Annotated in this window: 22 protein-coding genes; 12 read left to right on the plus strand and 10 right to left on the minus strand. The window is 63.8% G+C overall.

Annotation, left to right across the window (positions count from 1 at the left end; all coding sequences use genetic code 11):
* Positions 1-3 precede the first annotated feature (3 nt).
* The 4 genes from AC1DDG_RS08645 to AC1DDG_RS08660 are packed head-to-tail and all read left to right on the plus strand — an operon-like array spanning position 4 to position 2,887.
* On the plus strand, positions 4-519 hold the full coding sequence (locus AC1DDG_RS08645) for a hypothetical protein (protein ID WP_476875728.1): 516 nt from the start codon (positions 4-6) through the stop codon (positions 517-519).
* On the plus strand, positions 516-1,322 hold the full coding sequence (locus AC1DDG_RS08650) for a 3-methyl-2-oxobutanoate hydroxymethyltransferase (protein WP_476875729.1): 807 nt from the start codon (positions 516-518) through the stop codon (positions 1,320-1,322). Before AC1DDG_RS08645 ends, AC1DDG_RS08650 begins: the two co-directional genes overlap by 4 nt.
* A gap of 12 nt (positions 1,323-1,334) precedes the next feature.
* Complete coding sequence (locus AC1DDG_RS08655; RefSeq protein ID WP_476875730.1) at positions 1,335-2,183, plus strand: alpha/beta fold hydrolase; 849 nt, start codon at positions 1,335-1,337, stop codon at positions 2,181-2,183.
* Entirely contained in the window at positions 2,183-2,887 is a 705-nt protein-coding gene (locus AC1DDG_RS08660) for a 2,3-bisphosphoglycerate-dependent phosphoglycerate mutase (protein WP_476875731.1), read from the plus strand. Before AC1DDG_RS08655 ends, AC1DDG_RS08660 begins: the two co-directional genes overlap by 1 nt.
* On the opposite strand, the gene AC1DDG_RS08665 is transcribed toward AC1DDG_RS08660, so the two are convergent.
* The gene (locus AC1DDG_RS08665) at positions 2,811-3,047 is read right to left on the minus strand and encodes an RpiB/LacA/LacB family sugar-phosphate isomerase (protein WP_476875732.1); all 237 of its coding nucleotides are present in this window, start codon (positions 3,045-3,047) and stop codon (positions 2,811-2,813) included. The two genes, AC1DDG_RS08660 and AC1DDG_RS08665, sit on opposite strands and share 77 nt — an antisense overlap.
* Between AC1DDG_RS08665 and AC1DDG_RS08670 the strand changes: the two genes are divergently transcribed.
* The gene (locus AC1DDG_RS08670) at positions 2,965-3,285 is read left to right on the plus strand and encodes a hypothetical protein (RefSeq protein WP_476875851.1); all 321 of its coding nucleotides are present in this window, start codon (positions 2,965-2,967) and stop codon (positions 3,283-3,285) included. The genes AC1DDG_RS08665 and AC1DDG_RS08670 overlap by 83 nt on opposite strands.
* On the opposite strand, the gene AC1DDG_RS08675 is transcribed toward AC1DDG_RS08670, so the two are convergent.
* Positions 3,282-4,229, minus strand: a complete 948-nt coding sequence (locus AC1DDG_RS08675; protein WP_476875733.1) for a substrate-binding domain-containing protein — start codon at positions 4,227-4,229, stop codon at positions 3,282-3,284. The two genes, AC1DDG_RS08670 and AC1DDG_RS08675, sit on opposite strands and share 4 nt — an antisense overlap.
* Before the next feature lie 99 nt (positions 4,230-4,328).
* Between AC1DDG_RS08675 and AC1DDG_RS08680 the strand changes: the two genes are divergently transcribed.
* The 3 genes from AC1DDG_RS08680 to AC1DDG_RS08690 are packed head-to-tail and all read left to right on the plus strand — an operon-like array spanning position 4,329 to position 7,176.
* Positions 4,329-5,477, plus strand: coding sequence for a zinc-dependent alcohol dehydrogenase (locus AC1DDG_RS08680; protein WP_476875734.1), 1,149 nt, complete (start codon positions 4,329-4,331; stop codon positions 5,475-5,477).
* Complete coding sequence (locus AC1DDG_RS08685; protein WP_476875735.1) at positions 5,477-6,184, plus strand: 4-carboxy-4-hydroxy-2-oxoadipate aldolase/oxaloacetate decarboxylase; 708 nt, start codon at positions 5,477-5,479, stop codon at positions 6,182-6,184. Before AC1DDG_RS08680 ends, AC1DDG_RS08685 begins: the two co-directional genes overlap by 1 nt.
* A complete protein-coding gene (locus AC1DDG_RS08690; protein WP_476875736.1) occupies positions 6,181-7,176 on the plus strand; it encodes an amidohydrolase family protein in 996 nt (331 codons plus the stop codon). The genes AC1DDG_RS08685 and AC1DDG_RS08690 overlap by 4 nt, the downstream gene beginning before the upstream one ends.
* Before the next feature lie 92 nt (positions 7,177-7,268).
* Here AC1DDG_RS08690 and AC1DDG_RS08695 read toward each other — a convergent pair whose 3' ends face one another.
* The 8 genes from AC1DDG_RS08695 to dnaK all read right to left on the minus strand — a co-directional run bounded on the left by AC1DDG_RS08695 (position 7,269) and on the right by dnaK (position 17,652).
* Entirely contained in the window at positions 7,269-8,531 is a 1,263-nt protein-coding gene (locus AC1DDG_RS08695) for an NAD(P)/FAD-dependent oxidoreductase (RefSeq protein ID WP_476875737.1), read from the minus strand.
* 628 nt (positions 8,532-9,159) lie between these two features.
* The gene (locus AC1DDG_RS08700; protein ID WP_476875738.1) at positions 9,160-9,879 is read right to left on the minus strand and encodes a FadR/GntR family transcriptional regulator; all 720 of its coding nucleotides are present in this window, start codon (positions 9,877-9,879) and stop codon (positions 9,160-9,162) included.
* A gap of 1,020 nt (positions 9,880-10,899) precedes the next feature.
* The gene (gene trxA, locus AC1DDG_RS08705) at positions 10,900-11,328 is read right to left on the minus strand and encodes a thioredoxin (protein ID WP_476875739.1); all 429 of its coding nucleotides are present in this window, start codon (positions 11,326-11,328) and stop codon (positions 10,900-10,902) included.
* Complete coding sequence (gene clpB / locus AC1DDG_RS08710) at positions 11,325-13,961, minus strand: ATP-dependent chaperone ClpB (RefSeq protein ID WP_476875740.1); 2,637 nt, start codon at positions 13,959-13,961, stop codon at positions 11,325-11,327. The genes trxA and clpB overlap by 4 nt, the downstream gene beginning before the upstream one ends.
* Entirely contained in the window at positions 13,958-14,272 is a 315-nt protein-coding gene (locus tag AC1DDG_RS08715) for a chaperone modulator CbpM (RefSeq protein WP_476875741.1), read from the minus strand. Before AC1DDG_RS08715 ends, clpB begins: the two co-directional genes overlap by 4 nt.
* On the minus strand, positions 14,269-15,210 hold the full coding sequence (locus AC1DDG_RS08720) for a DnaJ C-terminal domain-containing protein (RefSeq protein WP_476875742.1): 942 nt from the start codon (positions 15,208-15,210) through the stop codon (positions 14,269-14,271). Before AC1DDG_RS08720 ends, AC1DDG_RS08715 begins: the two co-directional genes overlap by 4 nt.
* Positions 15,203-15,745 (minus strand): nucleotide exchange factor GrpE, encoded by a 543-nt coding sequence (locus AC1DDG_RS08725; protein ID WP_476875743.1) that lies wholly within the window; start codon positions 15,743-15,745, stop codon positions 15,203-15,205. Before AC1DDG_RS08725 ends, AC1DDG_RS08720 begins: the two co-directional genes overlap by 8 nt.
* Before the next feature lie 8 nt (positions 15,746-15,753).
* Positions 15,754-17,652 carry a molecular chaperone DnaK gene (gene dnaK, locus AC1DDG_RS08730; RefSeq protein ID WP_476875744.1) on the minus strand — a complete coding sequence of 633 codons (1,899 nt, stop codon included), beginning with the start codon at positions 17,650-17,652 and terminating at the stop codon, positions 15,754-15,756.
* Between the two features lie 323 nt (positions 17,653-17,975).
* Between dnaK and AC1DDG_RS08735 the strand changes: the two genes are divergently transcribed.
* The 4 genes from AC1DDG_RS08735 to AC1DDG_RS08750 all read left to right on the plus strand — a co-directional run bounded on the left by AC1DDG_RS08735 (position 17,976) and on the right by AC1DDG_RS08750 (position 21,505).
* Entirely contained in the window at positions 17,976-18,485 is a 510-nt protein-coding gene (locus AC1DDG_RS08735) for a hypothetical protein (RefSeq protein WP_476875745.1), read from the plus strand.
* A complete protein-coding gene (locus tag AC1DDG_RS08740; protein ID WP_476875746.1) occupies positions 18,482-19,591 on the plus strand; it encodes a PucR family transcriptional regulator in 1,110 nt (369 codons plus the stop codon). Before AC1DDG_RS08735 ends, AC1DDG_RS08740 begins: the two co-directional genes overlap by 4 nt.
* Positions 19,592-19,995: 404 nt before the next feature.
* Positions 19,996-20,865 (plus strand): S1C family serine protease, encoded by an 870-nt coding sequence (locus AC1DDG_RS08745; RefSeq protein ID WP_476875747.1) that lies wholly within the window; start codon positions 19,996-19,998, stop codon positions 20,863-20,865.
* Positions 20,866-20,932: 67 nt separating this feature from the next.
* The gene (locus tag AC1DDG_RS08750) at positions 20,933-21,505 is read left to right on the plus strand and encodes an HdeD family acid-resistance protein (RefSeq protein ID WP_476875748.1); all 573 of its coding nucleotides are present in this window, start codon (positions 20,933-20,935) and stop codon (positions 21,503-21,505) included.
* The last annotated feature ends 57 nt before the right edge of the window (positions 21,506-21,562 follow it).

The following is a 21,562-nucleotide window of genomic DNA, read 5'->3' on the forward strand; positions in this document are numbered from 1 at the left end:
GCCATGTCTGACCACGATCACGACCACGCGAGTGGTCCGCGCTCGGTGCCGGGTGGCCCGAGCTCGTGCGCTGAGGCTGCGACCGCCAAGGAAGCGGCCTACCGAATCGACTACCCTCTGTCGGCCGCGCGGAACACCCGTGTCGTCGCCCTCGATGACGAGGCGGAGCGGATCATTCGCTCCGCGGCGTTGCTTGAGTGGGGTCAGGCTCGTTTCTTCTCCATAGCCGACCCGGGCGAGGTGCTGGTTGAGGTAGACGGCTCGAACGTGCCCCTGGATGAGGTCATGACCGACACCAACACGGTGGTCATGGTAGCCACTTCCGGCGAGAACGCGGCGGCGGTCGCCGCCATCGGTGATCTCGCCCGTGAACGCGGCATCATGACGGCAGGACTGGTCGTCACCCCGGGTGCGCTCACCAGTGACGCCCTCTTCCACCTCCGTCCCCACGCCCGGATTCTGCTGGTCCCGGCGGAAGACGACGATCTGATTGAACTGCTGAGGGCCACCCGCGCATGATCACCATGACCATTCCCCAGCTCCAAGCCATGAAGGCGGCCGGCCGGAAGAGTGCTTGCATCGTCGCATGGGATTACCAGATGGCACGCATCGCCGACCGCGCTGGCGCTGACATCATCTCCGTGGGCGACTCCGTAGGCGTCAACCTGTGGGGCCAGTCGCATCCGTTGGAGATCACCATGGAGGAGATCCTCGTGGCCGCAAGGGCGGTGCGCCGTGGTGTCGGCAACGCGCTCCTGAGCTGCGACTTCCCCTTCGGCCCGCTTCAGGAGGGTGTTAAAGAGGCTGTCAGTGCAGCCATCCGCCTGGTGAAAGAGGCCGGCGTTGATCTCGTCAAGCTCGACGGCGCCGCCGACTTCCCCGAGGCGGTCGAGGCCGTCACACGTGCCGGCGTGCCCGTTTTTGCGCAGTTCGGTATCACACCGCAGACGGCACTCAAGTACGGTGTCGCGTATTCACAGGCCGAAGGCGCCCTGGTCCCGGACGAGATGGTGGAGCAGTTCGTCACTGAGGCCAAGCGGCTCGAATCTGCGGGTGCCGTCGCGCTCAACTTCACGAACTCGGGTCCCGTGGTGGGGCCAGCCGTGGTGGACGCCGTTTCCGTCCCGGTGCTCGGCGGTTTCGGCGGCGGTCCCTGGCTTGACGGCCGGATTCGGATGTCCACCGCCGCGATCGGCTACAACGCCAAGTGGATAGACAAGGAACCCACCACCTATGCCAATGTTGGGCGCGTTGCCTATGACGCTCTCACCGAATGCATCGCCGATATTCGCGGGGCGCGGCATCTCCGCGGCCAAGGTTGATAGGAGGTAGTCGTGCCCGTTGTCGAAATTGATGGGATCACCACCCGCTACGAAACGGTGGGCGACGGCCCGCCGCTGCTGATGTTCAGCCCGGGCGGATTCGACTCTACCCTGGAAAACTGGACAACTTTCGGCCGCTACCGCGACCTTGGCTTCGTTGATGCGCTCAAGGACAGTTACACCTGTGTGGTCTTTGACCGTCGCGAGTCCGGACAGTCCGGCGGTCGAGTGGAGCGCCTCACCTGGGACCGTTATGTGACCCAGGCGCTGGGGCTCATCGATCACCTCGGCTATGACACCGTCCACACCATGGGTGGCTGCGTTGGGTGTTCGACGGCGGCGGCACTCGCCGTGCAGCACCCGGAACGCGTGCGTAGCATGGTGCTGTTCTCTCCTGCCGGTGGACCGCAGTACCGCATGAGTCAGCACCGCCGCTTCGCCCAGCACCTCGCCTTCGCGATGGAGCACGGCATGCAGGCCGTCGTCGAGTTGGCCCGTTCGAGTACCGCCGGGTTCAGCAAGGATCCGCGCGTCGGGCCCTGGGCGGCACCGCTGCGCAGCAGCGAGGAGTTCGCTGCGGCTTACGCAGCCCTGGACGTGAAGAAGTACGAACTGATCGTTGGCGGAACCGTGCGGGGTCTCTTCGACAGGGATACGGTGCCGGGTGTCGAGGCCGAGGATCTCATGACCCTTCAGGTGCCCGGTCTGGTCGTGCCGGGTCAGGACAGCTCCCACGCGCCATCCGCCGCGCGCTACCTCGAAGAATGCCTCCCGGTTCACGAGTACTGGGACGTTCCCGTTGTCGAACAGACTCCGGAAACGGCCCCCGCACGGATCCGGGCGTTCCTCGAGCAGTACTGATGCCCCGCCTGGTGCTGCTGCGCCACGGTGAGAGCGTCGCGAATGCCGACGATGTATTCGCCGGTTGGCTCGACGTTTCCCTCACCGAGCGCGGCCGCACCGAGGCGCGCGACGCCGCCGGGAGCCTTGCGGGGCTGTGTCCCGACGCGGTACACACCTCCGTTCTCGGGCGGGCCGTGGAAACGGCCCGCCTGCTGATCGAGGAAGCCGGCTGGGAGCTGGCGCCGAGCGCGCACTGGCGGCTGAATGAGCGGCATTATGGCGCGCTTCAGGGCCTGGTCAAGGACGAAGCCCGGGCGCGCTTCGGCGCGGGAAAAGTTCAGTGGTGGCGCCGCGGCGTGGACGGCCGGCCGCCCCAAGCAGACGACACCGTACTTGCCGCTCAGCGCGCCGATCCGCGCTATGCCGCGCTTCCCGAAGCGGCGGCCATTGCCGGGGAGAGCCTTGCGGATGTCGTAGAACGTCTGACGCCGTACTGGCGCAATGTCTTGGCCACGGAACTCGCCGCGGACCGAACCGTGGTGGTGGTGGGGCATGGCAACGCGCTGCGGGCCCTGATGCACGTGTGCACGGGGGCGTCCCTGGATGAGACGGGCTGCATCGAGCTGGGCACCGCGGTCCCGGTCACTATTCAGGCGCAGGTTTTAGCTCCATCCGAGTTCGCTGATCATCTCCACGCCGTCTGCGTGCTGCCCGCCCCCTAAACCGTGTTTCCAGGCACAGTTCCGCCAGAGCCAGCGCTTGATCGTCGCCGAGGACTTTGCTGCCAACGTTGGCCTGATTGTTTCCCCGGGAGATCCACACCGCGAAGCGGCTGCAGGTGAGGCCCGCGCGCACGCCACAGATCTTGTTGCACGCGATCACCTCGCCCTGCCCGCTGTCCCCCGATCACGATAGCCACCTCCGCTGCTTCGTGGGCGACATGGCGGCTTACTGCCGCGCACAGCGGTGGATAATCGACGACGAGGCCGGGCTCGTGAGCCCCGGCGTCAAACGTCTCAAGGCCACGCTCGCCGAGTCACAGCAGCAGCCGAGCTTTAAGCTTGATGCAGTCGTGGTCGGCGGCGACGGCGATACGCATACGAGTAGTCATATTGCCTAGCCGACGAGCCCGCGAACGGACTCAGCGAAAAGCTCCTCCACCTTCACGGTCTTGGTCAAGATGCGCTGCCTGCTTGCCTGTTCGATGAGGTCCGCGAGCACGGCGCGGTTCGGCTCGATGCCATAGGGAAGCGGGTCATCCCAGCCTGTCGCCTCGAGAACCTTGAGGTGGAGGCGGTCAGCGGAATCGGGCTCAGCGATCGCACCGGCCTTCAGATCGGCGACATACTGGCGCTTGGACTCGGCGAACGCCTCGAACACGGCCACGGCTGCATCCGGGTGTGCCTCCAGGACCTCGTCCTTGATGACCACGAGGTGGTTGATCGGGTAGAGGCCCGTTGCGCGCAAGGCTGTGAGGGCGACGTCGTTCGCGTTGGGTATGAGCGGGACAATGTCGGGGGAGTCGCTCTTGACGCCGATTGCGGCCTCAAGCTCGCCGTCGAGCACCATCTGTTCGAGCGTCTTGCCGGCCGGGCCGGAAAAGACGTTCGACGGCGGCGTGTACGCCTCGACGTGCTCGTCGCCGGAGAGGACCCAAGTGACGGAGTCGAGGTCAAGGCCGTACTGATTTGACATAATTGCGCGGGCCCAAACGCCGGTGGTCACGGTGTATCCGCGGTTCACGCCGACGCACTTGCCCACAAGCTGTCCGGGATCGGTGATGCCGGAGTCGCGGCGGACCACGATAGCGTTGTGGTGGAAACCGCGGACCAGGAAGATCGGCAGGGCGGTGAACTTTACGCCGTGTTCCCTGGCGGTGAGGTAGGTGGTGAGCGCTATTTCGCTGACGTCGAAGGCAAGCTCGCGGACCATGCGACGGAATCCCTGGACGAGGACGGGCACCTCCTCGAAGTCGAGCGAGTAGCCTTCAGGGACAACCGTACCGTCCTTGACACGGCTGTTATTCCCTTGGGATCGGCTGAGAGCCGAAAGCTGGACGGGCATGTTGCCTCCGATGAGGTCTAGTGATGGCTAACACTTGCATGGTAGATTGGACTAACCATTTTGCCAAGGCCTATAGGCCGTGCTCGAAGGAGCCAGTAGATGTCTGAGAAGGTGCTTGCGGCGGTCCGGGTTGCTCCGGGAACCACCGAAATGCGCGAATTTGACCGGCCGAATATCGACGATCAGTCGGCCCTGTTGAGGATCGAGGTCGCAGGAATTTGCGGCACGGACGTGAAGCTTTACTCAAAACCGCCCAGAACCGCGGCCACGCACGGCCCGGTGATCATGGGCCATGAAAACGTCGGCGTCATCGTGGAGGCCGGCGAAAAGTTCAAGAAGCGCCAAGGACTCGAAGAAGGCGACCGCGTCTTCGTGGAGCATTATGTTGCCTGCTTCAGTTGCGAGTGGTGCCGCATTGGCGAATATCGCCACTGTGAGGCCACCGACTGGCGCACCAACCCGGACGCGCGCCGTTTCGGATACACCTCCGCTGACTTCCCCGGAACTCTCTGGGGCGGATTCTCGGAATACATGTATCTGCCGTGGAACGCGGTGCTCCACAAGATCCCGGAAACCATCACCGCGGAAGAGGCCGGCTTGGTCATGCCGCTATCCAACGGCATCGAATGGGCGCTCCTGACCGCCGGCGTCGGCTATAACGACACCGTACTGATCCAGGGGCCCGGCCAGCAGGGCCTTGCCCAGCTTGTTGCCGCGAGAACCGCCGGCGCTGCCCAGGTGATCGTCTCCGGCACCACGCGTGACAAAGCCCGTTTCGAGCTGGCCAAGGAACTCGGCGCCGATGAGGTAATCGACGTTCTCACCGAGGACCCGCGCGAGAAGATCATGGATCTGACCAACGGCCGGGGCCTGGACTTTGTGCTCGACTGCACCTCCCGCGCCGGTACTGCTCCGGTGCTGCTCGGCGTCGACGTCCTCAAACGCCGCGAGGGCACCCTGCTCATCCAGGGCGAGCTGGCGGCGTTCCCGGATTTCCCGGTCAAGCAGGTCACCGAGAAGGCAATCACCATCAAATCGGCCCGTGGCCACTCCTTCAAGGCCTGCGAACTTGCGGTGGCTCAGCTTGCCTCCCACCGCTACCCGTTGGAGAAGCTCGCCACGCACCGCTACGGCATCGACCAGGTGGACCACGCCATCCGCGTGCTCGCCGGCGAAACCGATGAGGATGCCATCCACGTCTCGATGATGCCCGAACTGATCGGTCAGCCCGGCGGAGCGGTGCACTGATGGCCGGCCTTGTTGTGACTAACCCGCCTCGCGCCGAACGGGACATTGTGGACGCCTTCGCCAGCTACGGCGTCGCCACTGTTCATGAGGCCCAGGGTCGCGAGGGCCTGCTCGGCTCGCACATCAACCCTGTGCAGGCGGGAGCCCGGATCGCCGGCAGCGCCGTCACCGTCACGGTCGCCCCGGGCGATAACACCACCATCGGCGTGGCGGTGGAGCAGTGCGCCGACGGCGATGTGCTGGTTGTTGCGCCCACCGCGCCATGCGATATGGGCTACTTCGGCGACCTCCTTGCCACCTCGCTCAAAGCACGCGGCGTGCGCGGACTCGTCATCGAAGCAGGGGTACGGGATGTGGCTGATCTTCAGGAAATGGGCTTCCCGGTATGGTCCAAAGCCGTCTCGGCCGAAGGCACCGGCAAGGGAACCCTTGGCGATATCAACGTCCCCATCTCGATCGCCGGTCGACTTGTTAACCCCGGTGACGTGGTGATCGCCGACGACGACGGCGTCGTCGTCGTGCCTCGCCACAAGGCAGCCGACGTACTCGCCGCCTCGAAGGCGCGCGACGAGAAGGAAGCAAAGGCACGTGCGCGGTACCAGACTGGCGAGATCGCCTTGGACGTCAACAACATGCGTCCGTTGATTGAAAAGGCTGGCATCCGTTACGTCTCTTACGAGGACTGGACTCAGGAGGCTCAGAAGTGATCATCGACATCCACGGCCACTACACAACGGAGCCTGCGCAGCTGTTCGCCTTCCGTAAGGCCCAGCTCGCCGGGGAGAACGTCATGCTTGCGGCGATCAGCGACGACGAGCTTCGCGAAAGTGTGGAGCCGAACCAGCTGCGTGTGCTGCGGGAGCGCGGTGGGGACCTCATGGCCTTCTCCCCGCGGGCTTCGGGCATGGAACATCACGTCCCGGAAGCCGGGATCGCGAACGGCTGGGCGCAGGCCTCCAATGACCTGGTGCATCGTGTGAGCGAGTTGTACCCGGAGCACTTCGCGCCGGTGGCTCAGCTGCCACAGACGCCGGAGGGCAACCATACTGGGGTCATTGCCGAGCTGCGACGCACTGTTACCGAGCTTGGCTTCGTGGGCGCGAACCTCAACCCCGATCCTTCAGGGACCTGGGCGGGAAAGCCACTGACGGACGAGTCCTGGTTTGACCTTTACGAGGTCATCCAGGAACTCGACATCCCCGTCATGATCCACGTTTCAACGGCGTGCAATCCGAACTTCCATACGCTCGGGGCGCACTATCTGAACGCGGACACAAGCGTCTTCATGCAGCTGCTGCAGTCGGACCTCTTCCAGCGCTTCCCGGGACTGCGTTTCGTGATCCCGCACGGCGGCGGCGCGATCCCGTACCACTGGGGCCGTTACCGGGGCCTGTCCATGCGCAACGGCTGGCAGGACCCCTCCGAGCTCCTGAAGAACGTCTTCTTCGACACCGCTGTATACCACCAGCCCGGCATCGACCTGCTGACCCGCGTTGTCCCGTCCCGCAACATCCTCTTCGCTTCCGAGATGCTCGGTGCCGTGCGTGGCGCGGACCCGGAGACCGGCGTTGAGTGGGACAACACCCTGGTCTACATCAAGAGTGCCGGTCTGTCTGACGAAAATGAACGCCGGATCCTTTTAGAGAACGCCATTGAGGTCTATCCGGGATTGGCCACGCGCGTTCCCGCAGCTTCCTGAGCCGAGAATCCCGGCAATAACGACGGGCCCTTCACCTCCGCGGAGGTAAAGGGCCCGTCGTTTGCTGACTGCCGCACAGACTGCCGGGTGGATCAGACTGCCGGGGCCGCCACGAGGTCCTTGAGCGGTATGTTCGTGTCTCCGGCGAGCTCAGCGGGAATGGTGCCGCCGGTGCCGAGGAGTTTACGCACCGCCATGTAGTCACGGGGGGCGTTGATGGAGTCGATCGCGATCAGACGTCCGACAGCGTAGTAGAGAACCGAGAACTGCTCCGTGTCCGGCTCGCCACGAACCACCACTTCGTCGTATCCGGTGGAGAGGCCGGCAATCTGGAGCTTGAGGTCCGCCTGGTCTGACCAGAACCACGGCACGGCGGCCGGGCCCTGCGGGCGTCCAACGACCGTTGCTGCGGCGATCTGCGCCTGAGCAATCGCATTCTGGACCGACTCAATGCGGTGGCGGCCCTCACCGGTCAGCGGGTGGGGGAGCGTGGCGCAGTCGCCAGCGGCCACGATGTTCGGGTTGCTCGTGCGTGCGAGCGTGTCCACGACGATTCCGCGATCAATCTCGAGGCCGAGCTTCGCGGCGAGATCGGTGTGTGCCACAAGCCCGATGCCCACGAGGACGATGTCGGCTGGCAGCACCGTGCCGTCGGCGAGGCGTATGCCGGTCACGGTGTTCTGCTCGTTACCCTCGATCGCGTCGACACCGGTGGACAGGAGCACCTTGGTGCCGCGGCGCTGGTGCGCTGCCAGATAGAACGCCGAGACCTCCGGGGCCACGGCTCGGCCCAGAAGCCGATCGGCGACGTCGACGACGGTCACGTCCTTCCCAGCGGCCGTCGCGGCCGCCGCTGCCTCCAGCCCGATGAACCCGCCTCCTATGACGACGACATTGGACGCCGCCTCCAGGCGGCTGCGCAGATCATCAGCGTGCGCAATATCGCGCAGCACGCAGACGCCGTCGAGATCGGCGCCGCGAATAGGGAGCCGGCGCGGCGTGCCACCGACGGCGAGTGCGAGTCGTGCGAAGGGGAGCTTCTCTCCGGTGCTGGTGACGGCGGCACCGCTGCCCGAGCCGGGGGCGTCAAGCTCGATGTTCTCGATGTGGGTGGAGAGGCGTAATTCGATCTGGTTCTCGGCGTACCAGTCCGATGAGCGGAAGCCGAGGGACTGGACCGTTGTCTTGCCAGCCAAGTAGGCCTTGGAGAGTGGCGGGCGTTGGTACGGGGCGATGTCTTCGTTGCCGACCAGGATGATGGGATCGGTGTCACCGAATTCGCGCAGCGACGTTGCAATCTGCAAGCCGGCCTGGCTGGCGCCGATGATGAGGGTTCCGGGAGCGGAGATGGTCATGTGGTCCTCCTTGGTTAGTCCATTATACCTTATCGTCGCAGGGTCCCCTCTGGCGAGAGTCGAGTGCATCAATGTGCAGACTTTAGGAACGTTAGGGGCCCGGGGCCAGTGATTGAATTCAAGGCTGCGGCGAGGCGTTTGTCTGAGAATGCAGGGTTGAGAAGTTCTGTGTGTTCGCACTCGCGCGAGCCCTTGCTTGCGGCGAGTTCCGGGAATTTAATCCAGACGTGACAGGCTACAACGGCACTTACGATCTTCAGAAAAAGAACGCCCGCCTGGTGGTCTTCTCAAGAGCAGGGGGCAGGGCCTTCTACCAATACGACTTCGGCGACACCTGCCTACACGGATTTGACCTGGTTAGCCGGCGCCGTTGGCCGGCCGATCCTCCAATACTGTTCCACAATGGGCGCCCGACGCTGCCCGCTGGAAGATATGGGGGGATGCGTAGACGTGCCGGCCGAGGCCACCGGCACTGACATGGACCCCGTCTGGAGGTGATCTTCCCGGCCCCGCCTCACGGCACCCACCAGCAGCGCGTATCGCGCCTGGGCCCCTGGTAATACCCGGTGCGGTGACTTTCCCGGCTCACCGTTAAGTTTCCAGGGAAGATTCTTTGTCCGACGCCGTCTTAGGGGGTGGGTGTGCGAACGCGCTCGGCAGTCCGGCTGAGGTGCTCAGTCATGACCGTCCGTGCGGCTTCCACGTCGCGAGCTTCGATGGCCTCGGCAAGCCTGCGGTGCTCTGCAACGCCCTGCTCGCCCATGGGCGCGGAAATGTGCGATTCCTCGAGCGACATTCGCATGGGACCGTTGAAGCTCTGCATCAGCATCTCGATCGCTGGGTTATGGGTGCACTGTGCGATCCGGGTGTGGAACGCAGCCGAGTGCTCCACATTGTACTGACCCGCCTTAACAGCCTGCTCGGCCTCCTCGACCATCGCAAAAAGAGCCGCGATGTCCTCATTCGTGGCTCGCTCAACCGCCAGGGGCAGGGTGCCAAGCTCGACTATGAAGCGCGCTTCGGTGACGTTGTGTGCCGTGACAGGCGCGAGCGAAATGAGGTCGGCCAGACCCACGCCGAGTCGCTCGGCTGTAGGGCTGGTGAGGAAGGCGCCGCCATGAGAGCCGACGCGGATGGTGAGCAGCCCGTTAGTCTCAAGCACCCGAAATGCCTCGCGGACAGTCACACGACTGACGTTAAAACGCTGGCACAACTCGCGTTCACTGGGCAGTCGATCGCCCGGCTGCAACTTACCCCCACGAATGAGAACTTTGATCTGGTCGACTATGACCTGGGAAGCCCGGTCAACGCTGACGGGGAGGAACATGTCCGAGGTGTTGGTGGCCATGGTCCCCCTGTCGGACCGTCAATCAGACGGTTTGGCGTTTGGCGATGCGATCAGAACAAAAATGTCAGCCTCCCGCGATTACGGCGAGATAAAAAGCTTTAGTGCAATGATACAACATTGGCATAATGGACAGACTCTTCCCTCGCCAGCCGGGCAGCAGTTTTCCACCGCGCGCCGAAACTTATCAATCGGACGACATCGGGCGCCCGATCCGCTTCCTTCCTTACCGCTGGCCGGTGCGGTTGCCGTGCCCAGCTTCGAGGAGGTGGCCTCGGCAACTTAACTCGGGTCCGAGGCCGCTCCCAGGTTTCGCAAAACCGTTACCGCACTCTGGTGGAGCTGGGGATCTCACAATATCCCTATGTCCTCCCGGGACTCGCTCTGGCAGAGGCCTCAGCTACCGAAAACATGCTGGTAGCCAACGCAGTCGTGATCGCCGGGATTTTAGTGATCCCGTCACTGTGGTGCTCTACACAACCTTTCAATGTAACCAATTCGCCAAGCACTACTAAGCAGCGCACAAAATTTTCCGCCACCCGTCTCATATCCCTCATGTTTAACCACAGGACCGATGCGCGCATCTAAGAGCTGCTGGCTGCTTGCCGTCACTGGTACAGTTCGATCGCGGTGCAATGGCGATCCGACCACATGGCTGGCCGCTTCTCTGTTCAGGTTCCGGTTGGACTACATCCCAACCTGACGTCGGCGAGCCTAGTGTCTTGACGTTTTTCTGGAAATGCCTGGAACTCTATCTGACGGGTCGATGGTGGGAGGCGCTGGCGGTTGGACAGTGGATCGGGTACGTACGGTTCAGCACAGTTGACCCCCAAGCCGGCGAGATCAGTTTGGGGGCAACTTAGATGTGCCGGATACCCACGTAGACGGGATAGCACCGTAGTTGTCCGGTTTCTCATTGAACCGGCAGACTGCAGGATTATTCTCGGCTCATCTGAATCGGGGACTCCCGCGGTCCGTGAGGGTCGATGGTGGGACCGCCCGCCGTCGTCCGCTGTTCTTGTGTTACTTCGTCAGTGCCCCCTCCAGCCAGGACCTCAGCGCGGGGGCGGGAGCTGCACCGGCCTGCCTCGCGACGATATTGCCGTCGACGATGACCATCAACGTGGGCACTGCCTGAATGGCGAATCTGGCGGAGAGCTGCGGTGAGTGGTCGACGTCGACCTTTACGAGTTTGATCTGTCCCGCGCGTTCGTGTGCCAACTCGTCCAGCACGGGGCTGACCATCCGGCAGGGTCCGCACCACACAGCCCAAAAGTCCACCAGTACCGGAACGCCGGACCGTTCGGCGATCTCGCCGAAGTCGTCGTCGCCCGCTTCAACCACCCAGGGCAGCTGCCGGTGGCAACTGCCGCAGCGGGGCCGGCCGTCGGCGACGGCCGGAACGCGGTTGGATTTGCCGCAATGGGGACATTTGATGATGGCCTTATTCATGCGGTTCCGGCCCGTTCCAGTTCCATCGTGCTGTAGTCAACCACTAGTTCCCCTCCGGATGCGGTCACCGTGACCACTCCCCCCTCCGCGATGCTGCCGCGCAGCAGGGCCCGGCCCACCTGGGTTTCCACCACATGGGAAATATAGCGGCGCAGGGGCCGGGCTCCGTAGACCGGATCGAAGCCGCGTTCGGCTATCAGAAGGCGCGCCTCCTCGGTCAGGTGCAGCTCTATTTGCTGCTCGGCCAGCCGCTGCCGGAGCTGCTGGAACTGCAGATCGACGATGCGTTCGATTTGCGGGAGTCCCAGGGGCGCGAACAGGACCGTATCGTCCACGCGGTTGAGGAACTCGGGGCGGAAGTGTGCCCGGAGCTCACCCATCACCATGCCGCGCGCCTCCTCGGTGATCGCCCCGCCTTCGGCCGAACCCTCCAGAAGGTACTGGGAGCCGATATTGGAGGTCATGATGATGACGGTGTTGCGGAAATCGACGGTGCGGCCCTGGGAGTCCGTAATCCTTCCGTCGTCGAGTACCTGCAGCAAGGTGTTGAAAATGTCCGGATGGGCCTTTTCCACCTCATCGAACAGCACCACCGAGTAGGGCTTCCGGCGTACCGCTTCGGTGAGCTGTCCTCCTTCGTCGTAGCCGATGTAGCCAGGAGGCGCCCCCAGCAGGCGGCTCACGGTGTGGCGCTCCTGGTACTCACTCATGTCCAGCCGGATCATTGCGTTCTCGCTGTCGAAGAGCGCCGCGGCCAGAGCCTTTGCAAGCTCGGTCTTTCCGACGCCGGTCGGGCCGAGGAAGATGAAGGAGCCGATGGGCCGGCGGGGATCCCGGATACCGGAGCGGGCGCGGATGATGGCGTCCGTCACCGCGCTAATCGCTTCTTCCTGCCCCACGACGCGGGCGCGGAGGATTTCATCCAGGTGCAGGACTTTTTCGCGTTCGCCCTGCTTCAGCCGTGCGACGGGTATGCCGGTCCAGGCGGCGACGATGTCGGCGATCTCGTCATCCGTCACCACCTCGCGGAGCAGGCGTTTTTCACCTTGTTTCGCGGTCAGCCGTTCCTCCTCGGCGGCCAGCCGCCGTTCGAGGTCGGCAAGTCTGCCGTAGCGTAGCTCCGCGGCCCGGTTGAGGTCGTAGTTCCGCTCGGCTTCCTCAGCGTCTTGCCGCACCCGCTCCAGTTCGCTGCGGATTTCCTGCAGCTTGTGGATCGCCTGGCGCTCGGCTTCCCATTGGGCCCTCTTCGCGTCGGCCTCGGCGCGCAGGTCCGCCAATTCGCGCCTCAGCTCCTCGAGCCGGGTCTTGCTGGCCGGATCGGTCTCCTTGGAGAGTGCTGCCTCTTCTATTTCGAGCCGCGTGACCTTCCGGGTGAGCTCATCCAGTTCCGCCGGCATCGAATCAATTTCCGTCCGCAGCCGGGCGCACGCCTCATCCACGAGGTCAATGGCCTTGTCCGGGAGGAACCGGTCGGTGATGTACCGGTGGGAAAGGGTGGCCGCAGCCACCAGAGCACTGTCTTGGATCCGCACACCGTGGAACACCTCCAGCCGCTCCCGCAGCCCGCGAAGAATGGAAATGGCGTCCTCGACGTCAGGTTCCTCAACGAGGACCGGCTGAAAGCGGCGTTCCAATGCCGCGTCCGACTCGATGTGTTTACGGTATTCGTTGAGTGTGGTGGCCCCGATCATGTGAAGCTCCCCGCGGGCCAGCATTGGCTTGAGCATGTTCCCGGCGTCCATTGATCCCTCGGCCGCGCCGGCCCCCACGACGGTGTGCAGCTCGTCGACGAAGAGCAGAATCCTTCCCTCCGCAGCAAGCACTTCGGCGAGCACTGCCTTTAGCCGCTCCTCAAACTCGCCGCGGTACTTGGCACCGGCCACGAGGGCGCTCATGTCGAGCGAGAAGATGGTCTTGCTCTTCAGCCCTTCCGGCACGTCCTGCCGGACGATCCGCTGGGCGAGTCCCTCTACGATGGCGGTCTTGCCGACTCCAGGCTCACCGATGAGCACCGGGTTGTTTTTGGTCTTGCGGGAAAGTATCTGGACGACCCGCCGGATTTCCGCGTCCCGGCCGATGACCGGATCCAGCTTTCCGGTGCGGGCGTCCGCCACGAGATCGCGGCCGTATTTCTCCAGCGCCTCGTAAGTCTGTTCCGGTGTTGCCGAGGTGACTCGCTGATTTCCCCGTACTTGGGTCAGGACCGAGAGGAATGCCTCGCGGGTGATCCGGTGATCAGCCAGCACCCTTCCGGCCGCAGCGGACCTTCCTTCCTCCGCCAAGGCAACCAGCAGGTGCTCCACCGAGACATACTCGTCTTTGAGTCGCTTGGCTTCACGTTCGGCTGTGTCCAAGAGTGCGCCCAGCCTGCGGCTCACATACACCTGGCCCGGTGCCGCTCCCGGGCCCGTGACCTTTGGCTTGCGCCTCAGCTCGGCCTCGACGGCAGCCCTCAGCTCATCCACATCCACCTGCATGCCCACGAGCAGGCGAGGGACAAGACCATTTTCCTGCTCCAGCAGGGCCAGCAGCAGGTGTTCGCCGTCAGTCTCAGTGTGCCCATTGCGTTGGGCTATCCGTTGAGCCTCGGCCAGGGCCTCCTGCGACTTTTGTGTCAAACTCTCCATGTTCATCGCGAAGTAGTCCTTTCCACGTGCGTGATTTCAACCAAACGTCGTTCCAGCGTGTCCACCCGCGCCAGCAAGTCGAGTACCAGCGGGATTGCCGCGTAGTTCAGCGACAGCTCCGAATGGAGTCTCATGACGCGAGCTATGAGTTCCGGGGCCCGAGGGCTGAACCAGGGTCCGCCCGAGGCGTCGCCCAGCGGCCGGATCAGATCCAGATCTACGAACCGCATGACGACGTCGGGGTGGACGCCGCTGCTGCGTGCCACCGCCTCGAGATTCAGGCGCCACGGATAGGCGAGCGGATATTCTCGGCTCATACAAGCCCCTCCCTCGGGTGAAAGTCGGACACGGCGGCAAGCTGCTCGTATAGCTTGCGCACCTCACCGCTCAGCCGCGGGGGCACCATGACGCGGATCTCCGCGTAGAGATTCCCCGGCTGGCCCTTCGGGTCGGGCACGCCCTGGCCGCGAAGCCGAAGTCTGCGCCCGCTGGAAGACCCTTCGGGAACGGTGATGGTGACCGGTCCCGCAGGCGCGTTGACCTTGATCTTGGCCCCGAGAGCGGCTTCCGACGGCGTGACGGGAAGGTCGAAATGGATGTCCCTGCCCTTGAGCCGGTATCTGGCGTCCGGCTGGATGCGTACGGTCAGGAACAGATCCCCCGGCGGACCCCCGTCGCGGCCCCCGGCACCCTCCCCCGCGAGGCGGATGCGCTGGCCGTCCAGCACACCCGCGGGCACGTCGACGTCATAGTTCCGGGTTTCGCCACCCGGCTGGGCCAGACGGACCGTGCGCCGTCCGCCACGGATCGCTTCTTCGAGGGTCAGCCGAAGCTCGGCTTCGTGGTCCGCCCCCTGGTCCGGGCCTGCACCCTGCTGACGGAACCAGCCACCGAGCAGATCCTCCCAATCGAGGTCGCCACCCATATTGACGTCAACGTTGCCGTACCCGCCGCGTCCCGGCCGCGGACCTGGCCGAGGGCCGCCAGCCCCCCGTCGCGGAGTGCCTCCAGCCGGACCCGCTCCGCTGCCGGCGTACTGCCGGTAATCGGCGCCGAAACGGTCATAGCGGGCCTTCGTTTCGGCATCCGAAAGAGTGCTGTAGGCCTCGCCGATCTCCTTGAACTTGTCACCGGCGTCCGGATCGCGATTAACGTCCGGATGATACTTTCGCGCCAGCTTGCGGTAGGCGCGCTGGATCTCGTCGGCGTCCGCCGTCCGGGAGACGCCGAGAACGGAATATGGGTCCTTAGCCACGGTCAGCGTTCACCGCCCGGCTCACAACGACGGCGGCTGGCCTGAGGACGGTGTCCGTGCCGCCGTAGCCCGGGCGCAGTACGGTCAGGACAGTCCCGGGGGGAGTCCCGTCCGTTTCCGACACACTGACCACCTCGTGAATCCGCGGGTCGAAGGGGACGTTCTCGGCGTCGATCCGAGGGTAGCCCAGGCGGGCCAGGGTATCGATGGCCTGGGATCGTATAGCGGCTATGCCATCGACGAGCGGGTCCCCGGCAGACGGGGCGTGAGCCAGGGCCAGTTCCAGATTGTCCAGCACGGGCAGCCACGCCAAAGAGACCGCTGCGCGCTCCTGTGCCCTTAGCTGTGCGCCATCCCGGGCGGCGCGCTTTCGAACGTTATCTGCGTCAGCCAGCGCACGGCGCCACAGATCCTCCATTTTGGCCAGCGCTTCCGCCTGTGCCGCCGCGTCGGTTTCCCTTTCATCGGGTGCGGCGGCCTCTGCCTCGTCGCTCCCTGGATGGGCCTGTCCAGCCGGCCCTGCCTGGTCGCTCATGGCCGTTCCTAGCCACGATCGAATTCTGCATCGACGATGTCATCGTCATCTGCATCGTTGGACGCTCCGGGCTGAGATGCGGATCCCCGGCCCGCGCCTGCAGTGGCCGCGGAGGCAGCCGAGGCACTCAGCGCCGACTGCAGCTGCTGAAGCTCGGAAATCAGTTCCCTCGCGGCGCCAACGTCCGCCTGGTTGCTGACGGCGTCCCGCGCCTGGCCAACCAGCAGTTCCGCTCGGGCCTTGTCGTGCATTTGCACTGCGCTGCCAAGCTCATTAACGGCCCGCTCAACGCGGTAGGCCACCGCATCGAGTTCGTTGAGAGTGTCGATCCGCTCCCGGTTCTGCAGGTCTTCGCTTCTGTGAGACTCAGCCTCGGCGATCATGCGCTCGACTTCCTTGGCGTCGAGGTTGGAGCCTTCGCTGATGGTGATGCCCTGTTCCTTGCCCGTGTCCTTGTCGCGGGCGGTGACATTCAGAATGCCGTTGGCGTCGACGTCGAACGTGACCTCGATCTGCGGTTCTCCGCGGGGCGCTGGCCGGATATCGGTCAGCTGGAACCGGCCCAGCACCCGATTATCCGTCGCGAGTTCCCGCTCCCCCTGCAAGACCACCACGTCCACGGCGGGCTGGTTATCGTCGGCGGTGGAGAACACCTCGCTGCGTCTGGCGGGGATGGTCGTGTTGCGCTCGATGATCTTTGTCATGACACCGCCGCGGGTCTCGACACCTAGGGAAAGCGGCACAACGTCCAGTAGCAGGACGTCCGAGACCTCTCCTTTAAGCACGCCGGCCTGGATCGCCGCACCGATAGCGACGACTTCGTCCGGATTGACGCTCATGTTGGGATCTTTGCCGCCGGTCAGACGCCGGACGAGGTTCTGTACCGCGGGAATACGGGTAGAACCGCCAACCAAAATCACTTCATCGATGTCGTTGGCTGTAACCTTGGCGTCCGTCATCGCCTGCTTGACCGGATCCATGGTGCGTTCCACCAGGTCATGGGTGATGTCTTCAAAAACGGAGCGCCGAACGGTGGTCGTCAGATGCTTGGGGCCCGTGGCGTCGGCAGTGATGAAGGGAAGGTTGACCTGGGTCTGGGTCACAGAACTCAGCTCGACCTTCGCCTTCTCGGCCGCCTCAAACAGGCGTTGCAACGCCTGGGCGTCCGACCGGAGGTCGATGCCCTCCTGCTTCTGGAAGTCGTCGGCCAGGTAATCGACAAGGCGGCGGTCAAAATCGTCTCCGCCGAGGTGCGTGTCACCCGCCGTGGAGCGGACCTCCACGACGCCATCCCCTACGTCCAGCAGGCTCACGTCAAAGGTTCCGCCGCCAAGGTCGAAAACCAAAACCGTCTCATGCTGACGTTTGTCGATGCCGTAGGCCAGGGCCGCTGCAGTCGGTTCGTTGATGATACGCAGGACTTCCAGCCCCGCAATCCTGCCCGCGTCCTTGGTCGCGGTGCGCTGCGCGTCGTTAAAGTACGCGGGAACCGTAATGACGGCCTCCGTCACCTTTTCGCCCAGCTGCTTCGCGGCGTCGTCCACTAGCTTACGGAGAACAAGCGCGCTCACCTCTTCGGGTGCTACTTTTTTGCCCTGAACCTGAAAACGCGCCACGCCGTTGTCGTCCGCTACGACGTCGAAACTCACGGCCTTGGCTTCATCCGTGATCTCGTCATAGTGTCGGCCGATAAACCGCTTGGCCGACGTGATGGTTCCCTTGGGGTTCAGAATCGCCTGCCGCCGGGCCAGCTGCCCCACAAGCCGTTCGCCGCTGTCCGTGTATGCCACCACCGACGGTGTGGTCCGGGCGCCTTCTGCGTTGGGGATAACGCGGGCTTCCCCGCCTTCCCAGACGGCGATCACCGAGTTTGTTGTTCCAAGATCAATTCCTACTGCTTTGGCCATGACTCGCTCCGGTCCTAGAGGGCGCGACCCTGTCCTGTGGCGGCGTCCGCCCCGAGATTGCACCGCATGATTCCACGCCCCGTCCTGCTGGGCCGCGAGGCTCAAAGGGCTTTGTCATGGGGCCTTATAGGGTTGAGTCTGCCCGTGGAGGGGAACGACGGCATGACCCTCCAAGGTCCAAATATGCTCCAGGGAATTGACCTATCAGGATAGGGTCCACAGGCGTATTCTCGAAGACGCTGGGATTATTCGGGGATCCGCCGGCACACATCTCGCCCACGAACGAGTCCCTCAACTGTGCTCAGAGACCGCAGGTCAACTAAATGTTCGATCGACTAAGGGCCGAAGAGATTCTCGGCAAGGCCGTACACTCTGTTTCTGTACTGGAATTCTGCCATGTAGCGGCCTGCTATCTTGTGGTGGACGGTCACCTGCTTCCGAGCCCGAACCGGGCGCCGACGGCCCAGGACCACGATGTCCGCCAGCTCCAAGGCAGGGATGCCGCACTCCCCACCACAGGCCCGGGATGGCGATACGCGCTCTCCACCTTTGGCGACAGCGGAGAGCTGAACGGATGCCTTGTCCTGAATGCCGGCACCGCTCCGAGTCCGGCCCAGATGATCGAGCTACGCGCAATGGCCGGAAAAGCTGTCCCCGGACCCGCTGACGAAACGGCAGGAGCGCACCAGCAGAAGCACATGGCCCTGCTCTCCAATGCCCGTGACGTGGACGATCGCCTGCGTATCCTCTCGGCAACGGTACTGCAGCTCGAAACCCGAACGTCGATTCAGAACTCCCTGGATGGCACTCTCACCGCCCCCTCGGACAAATGACGTCGCGGGAGTCACTTTTGGCGGAAGTGCTGTCAGTGCTGACGGACCGCCCGGTCTGCATTGAGGACGGGTTCGGCAATATCCGCGCCGCGGCCGGTAGCAAATCCGGGCGTCCGTACCCTCGGCCCAGCGCGGCCGACAGGTCGCGGACGGCGCAGCTCTGGCTCGCCTCCGGCTTGCCGGTCCAAGAACCCCGAAGGCTCGTGGCGTTGGTCCTGCCGGACAGGGACGTGCTCGGGGCAATGTGCTTGCTCGAGAACGGCAGGCCCTACACGGCCGACGACGTCTTCGCCTTGGAGTATGGAACGCGGCTCTTGCAGGTCGAGTTGTCGCACCGCCGCAGCATCGCCCAACTGGAACTGAAACTGGGGCGCGACCTGGTGTATGAACTGGTGTCCGGAATGGATGAAGAGACCGCAGCCGTACGTGCCGAGGCATTGGGATATGATATCACGGGTCCGCAGCACGTCATCGTCGCTCAATGGCAACCGCCAAGAACGGACGATACGGTCGTAGTCGCCCTGCGCAGGACGCTGCGGGAACTCCAGACCCCTGCGCTCGTCTCCCGCCGTCCGGACATAACACTTGCCGTGGCTACGGGAGACCCGCTCGATACAGAGCTCTTTACTGTTGCGGCAAGGACTCTGCGCAGCGCCACCGGAGCCGTGGGCATCGGCGGCCCAAGCCGCGATGTCACCCAGCTCCCACGCTCTTACGCGCAGGCCCTGCGTGCGCTGCACATCCGGGTGCAGTCCATCGACCCCTACGGGCTCACGCGCTACGACCAACTGGGGATCTACCGCATCCTGGACATGCCCGGCAGCGAAACTGACCTCTCCGGCTACGTCGAGGAGTGGCTAGGTGCACTACAGACTAACGACGCCCGCCGAGGATCCGATCTGGTGCACACCTTGGCGCAGTATCTGGATCATGGCGGCAACTACGACGACACGGCCGACAGCCTCGCCATTCACCGGAGCACGCTCCGATACCGGCTGAAGTCCATCCGGCAGATCACCGGATTTGACCTCGCTGACCCCGAGACCCGCCTTAACCTGCACGTTGCCACGCGGGTCTGGCGCCTCCGATCCGCACGGCCGCGTTGACAGCTCAGATCAAGGTGAAGCGGAAGCGCGCACCAGCTGCCTGCGATTGGACCTGAGAGAGTCAAGTACGGGCGGTTTTTAGGCGTCCCGGGGCCATGCGGGCGCGGTGGCGCCGGAGGAGACTCATCTCAAAGTGATATATGTCGCCGTAGTCAGCCACAGAAGGTTGCGGGAATCCAATGAGTATGAGCAGAACAGCGGCCGCCGCGGGCAAGGCCCCGCTCCCGGCGCCAGGACGCAGGAGGGCGTGGACCGCCATTCTCGGCGCGGGGTTACTCATATTCGGGTCAGCGTGCACAGGGTCGCCTCCGGCTCCGGCATCACAATCCGCAAGTGCTGGGGATTCCAGGTCCACAGGGGACCTTTCAGCCGTTCCTGGGATCGTCAGAGAAGTCGAGCCCTCTGTGGTCACGATCCAGACATCAGGTGGCATCGGCAGCGGAGTGGTCTACCGCAGCGACGGCACCATCGTCACGGACGCCCACGTTGTGGAGGACCAGCAAAAGAAGCCGTTCAAGAGCGTTCGGATCCACTTCGCGGACGGATCTCAGGCGCTGGCCACCGTCGTCGGCGTTGACAACCCAACCGATGTGGCAGTGGTGAAGGCTGACCGGGACAACCTTCCGGCCGCCAAGTTCTCGACGACGCTTCCCGAAGTTGGACAGCTGGCGGTTGTTATTGGCAGTCCGCTGGGGCTGGAGCAGACCGTCACGGCGGGCATCGTTTCCGCACTTCACCGGAACATGCCACCGTCAGAGGGATCGCCGCAGGGGCTTATCGACCTTATCCAAACGGACGCGCCCATCTCCCCGGGCAATTCCGGCGGAGCCGTGGTCAACAGCAGCTCGGAGATCATCGGGCTCTCAGAAGCGTATCTGCCGCCCAGCTCGGGCGCCGTGTCGATCGGGTTCGTAACTCCCGCGGCGACCGTGATCGACGTAGCGGACCAGATACTGAAGAGCGGAGTGGCCGCGCACGCGGTCCTTGGGATTATGCCGACCGACATCTCTCCTGAGGTCGCAAGCCGCTTTGGCCTGCCCATAACGTCAGGCGCGCTGGTCATCGAAGTTGCCCAAGGAGGACCGGCAGCCAAAGCGGGGCTGCAACCAGGAGACATCATCACCCAGTTCGACGGGCAGAAGATCACCAGTGTGACCGACCTCCTGGCCGCAATCCGCAAGAAAGAGCCCGGGCAGCAGTCCGACGTCGAGTTCCAGCGCGGGCAAGACACAAAATCATCGAAAGTCACGCTGGGGAGCACTGCAAAGGAATAGACCCTGTTCGAAGTCCCCGGGCCAGCAAGTTTACGAATGAACCAATTCCAGAAACAGAGGTCTGGCTATGTCTGACACACCGGCACAACAATTGTTTAAGGGATCAGGAACTGCGCTAATTATCCGGGGCGTTGCGGCCGTTCTGTTCGGCATTTTAGTTGTCGTTTGGCCCGGCGTGTCCGTACTCGCACTAGTGATCCTCTTCGGAATCTACGCTGTCTTTGACGGCGTCACCAACATCGTTCACTACGTCACGCGCAAGAGGCGCCGGTCCGTCTGGCAACTGGTAGGCGGCATCATCTCCGTGCTCGCGGGTCTCGTCGCGTTCGTCTGGCCGGGCATCACCGCCCTTTCGCTCGCGCTCGTAATAGGCGTGTGGGCGGTTATTCTCGGTATCTCCCAGATGGCTCTCGCCTTTGAAGTCAAAAGGACCGTCGGGCTTTGGTGGCTCTGGCTGATCACAGGCATCGTCACCACTCTTTTCGGCCTCTTCCTAGTCACCTTTCCCGGCCCAGGCATCCTGAGCCTCCTGGGTCTGCTCTCGTCCTTCGCAATTCTCTTCGGAATACTTCTGATCACCTCCGGAGTCGGACTGCGCAGGCTGGGCGAAAGCCCCGATACAAGGCTCTCGATGGGCTAAGAGCCTGCCAACCGAGGGCAAGGCCTTCGGGTTGCATGAAAGAGCTGATCCGCCATC

The sequence above is a fragment of the Arthrobacter sp. 10L430 genome (genome assembly GCF_056395245.1).

Excerpts from the sequence above, each read along its gene's own strand:
- AC1DDG_RS08750 (WP_476875748.1), top strand. The coding sequence starts at position 20,933 with ATGTCTGACACACCGGCACAACAATTGTTTAAGGGATCAGGAACTGCG.
- dnaK (WP_476875744.1), bottom strand. The coding sequence starts at position 17,652 with ATGGCCAAAGCAGTAGGAATTGATCTTGGAACAACAAACTCGGTGATC.
- AC1DDG_RS08685 (WP_476875735.1), top strand. The coding sequence starts at position 5,477 with ATGGCCGGCCTTGTTGTGACTAACCCGCCTCGCGCCGAACGGGACATT.
- AC1DDG_RS08695 (WP_476875737.1), bottom strand. The coding sequence starts at position 8,531 with ATGACCATCTCCGCTCCCGGAACCCTCATCATCGGCGCCAGCCAGGCC.
- AC1DDG_RS08680 (WP_476875734.1), top strand. The coding sequence starts at position 4,329 with ATGTCTGAGAAGGTGCTTGCGGCGGTCCGGGTTGCTCCGGGAACCACC.
- AC1DDG_RS08650 (WP_476875729.1), top strand. The coding sequence starts at position 516 with ATGATCACCATGACCATTCCCCAGCTCCAAGCCATGAAGGCGGCCGGC.
- AC1DDG_RS08675 (WP_476875733.1), bottom strand. The coding sequence starts at position 4,229 with ATGCCCGTCCAGCTTTCGGCTCTCAGCCGATCCCAAGGGAATAACAGC.
- AC1DDG_RS08740 (WP_476875746.1), top strand. The coding sequence starts at position 18,482 with ATGACGTCGCGGGAGTCACTTTTGGCGGAAGTGCTGTCAGTGCTGACG.
- AC1DDG_RS08645 (WP_476875728.1), top strand. The coding sequence starts at position 4 with ATGTCTGACCACGATCACGACCACGCGAGTGGTCCGCGCTCGGTGCCG.
- AC1DDG_RS08700 (WP_476875738.1), bottom strand. The coding sequence starts at position 9,879 with ATGGCCACCAACACCTCGGACATGTTCCTCCCCGTCAGCGTTGACCGG.
- AC1DDG_RS08735 (WP_476875745.1), top strand. The coding sequence starts at position 17,976 with ATGTTCGATCGACTAAGGGCCGAAGAGATTCTCGGCAAGGCCGTACAC.
- trxA (WP_476875739.1), bottom strand. The coding sequence starts at position 11,328 with ATGAATAAGGCCATCATCAAATGTCCCCATTGCGGCAAATCCAACCGC.
- AC1DDG_RS08660 (WP_476875731.1), top strand. The coding sequence starts at position 2,183 with ATGCCCCGCCTGGTGCTGCTGCGCCACGGTGAGAGCGTCGCGAATGCC.
- clpB (WP_476875740.1), bottom strand. The coding sequence starts at position 13,961 with ATGAACATGGAGAGTTTGACACAAAAGTCGCAGGAGGCCCTGGCCGAG.
- AC1DDG_RS08715 (WP_476875741.1), bottom strand. The coding sequence starts at position 14,272 with ATGAGCCGAGAATATCCGCTCGCCTATCCGTGGCGCCTGAATCTCGAG.
- AC1DDG_RS08725 (WP_476875743.1), bottom strand. The coding sequence starts at position 15,745 with ATGAGCGACCAGGCAGGGCCGGCTGGACAGGCCCATCCAGGGAGCGAC.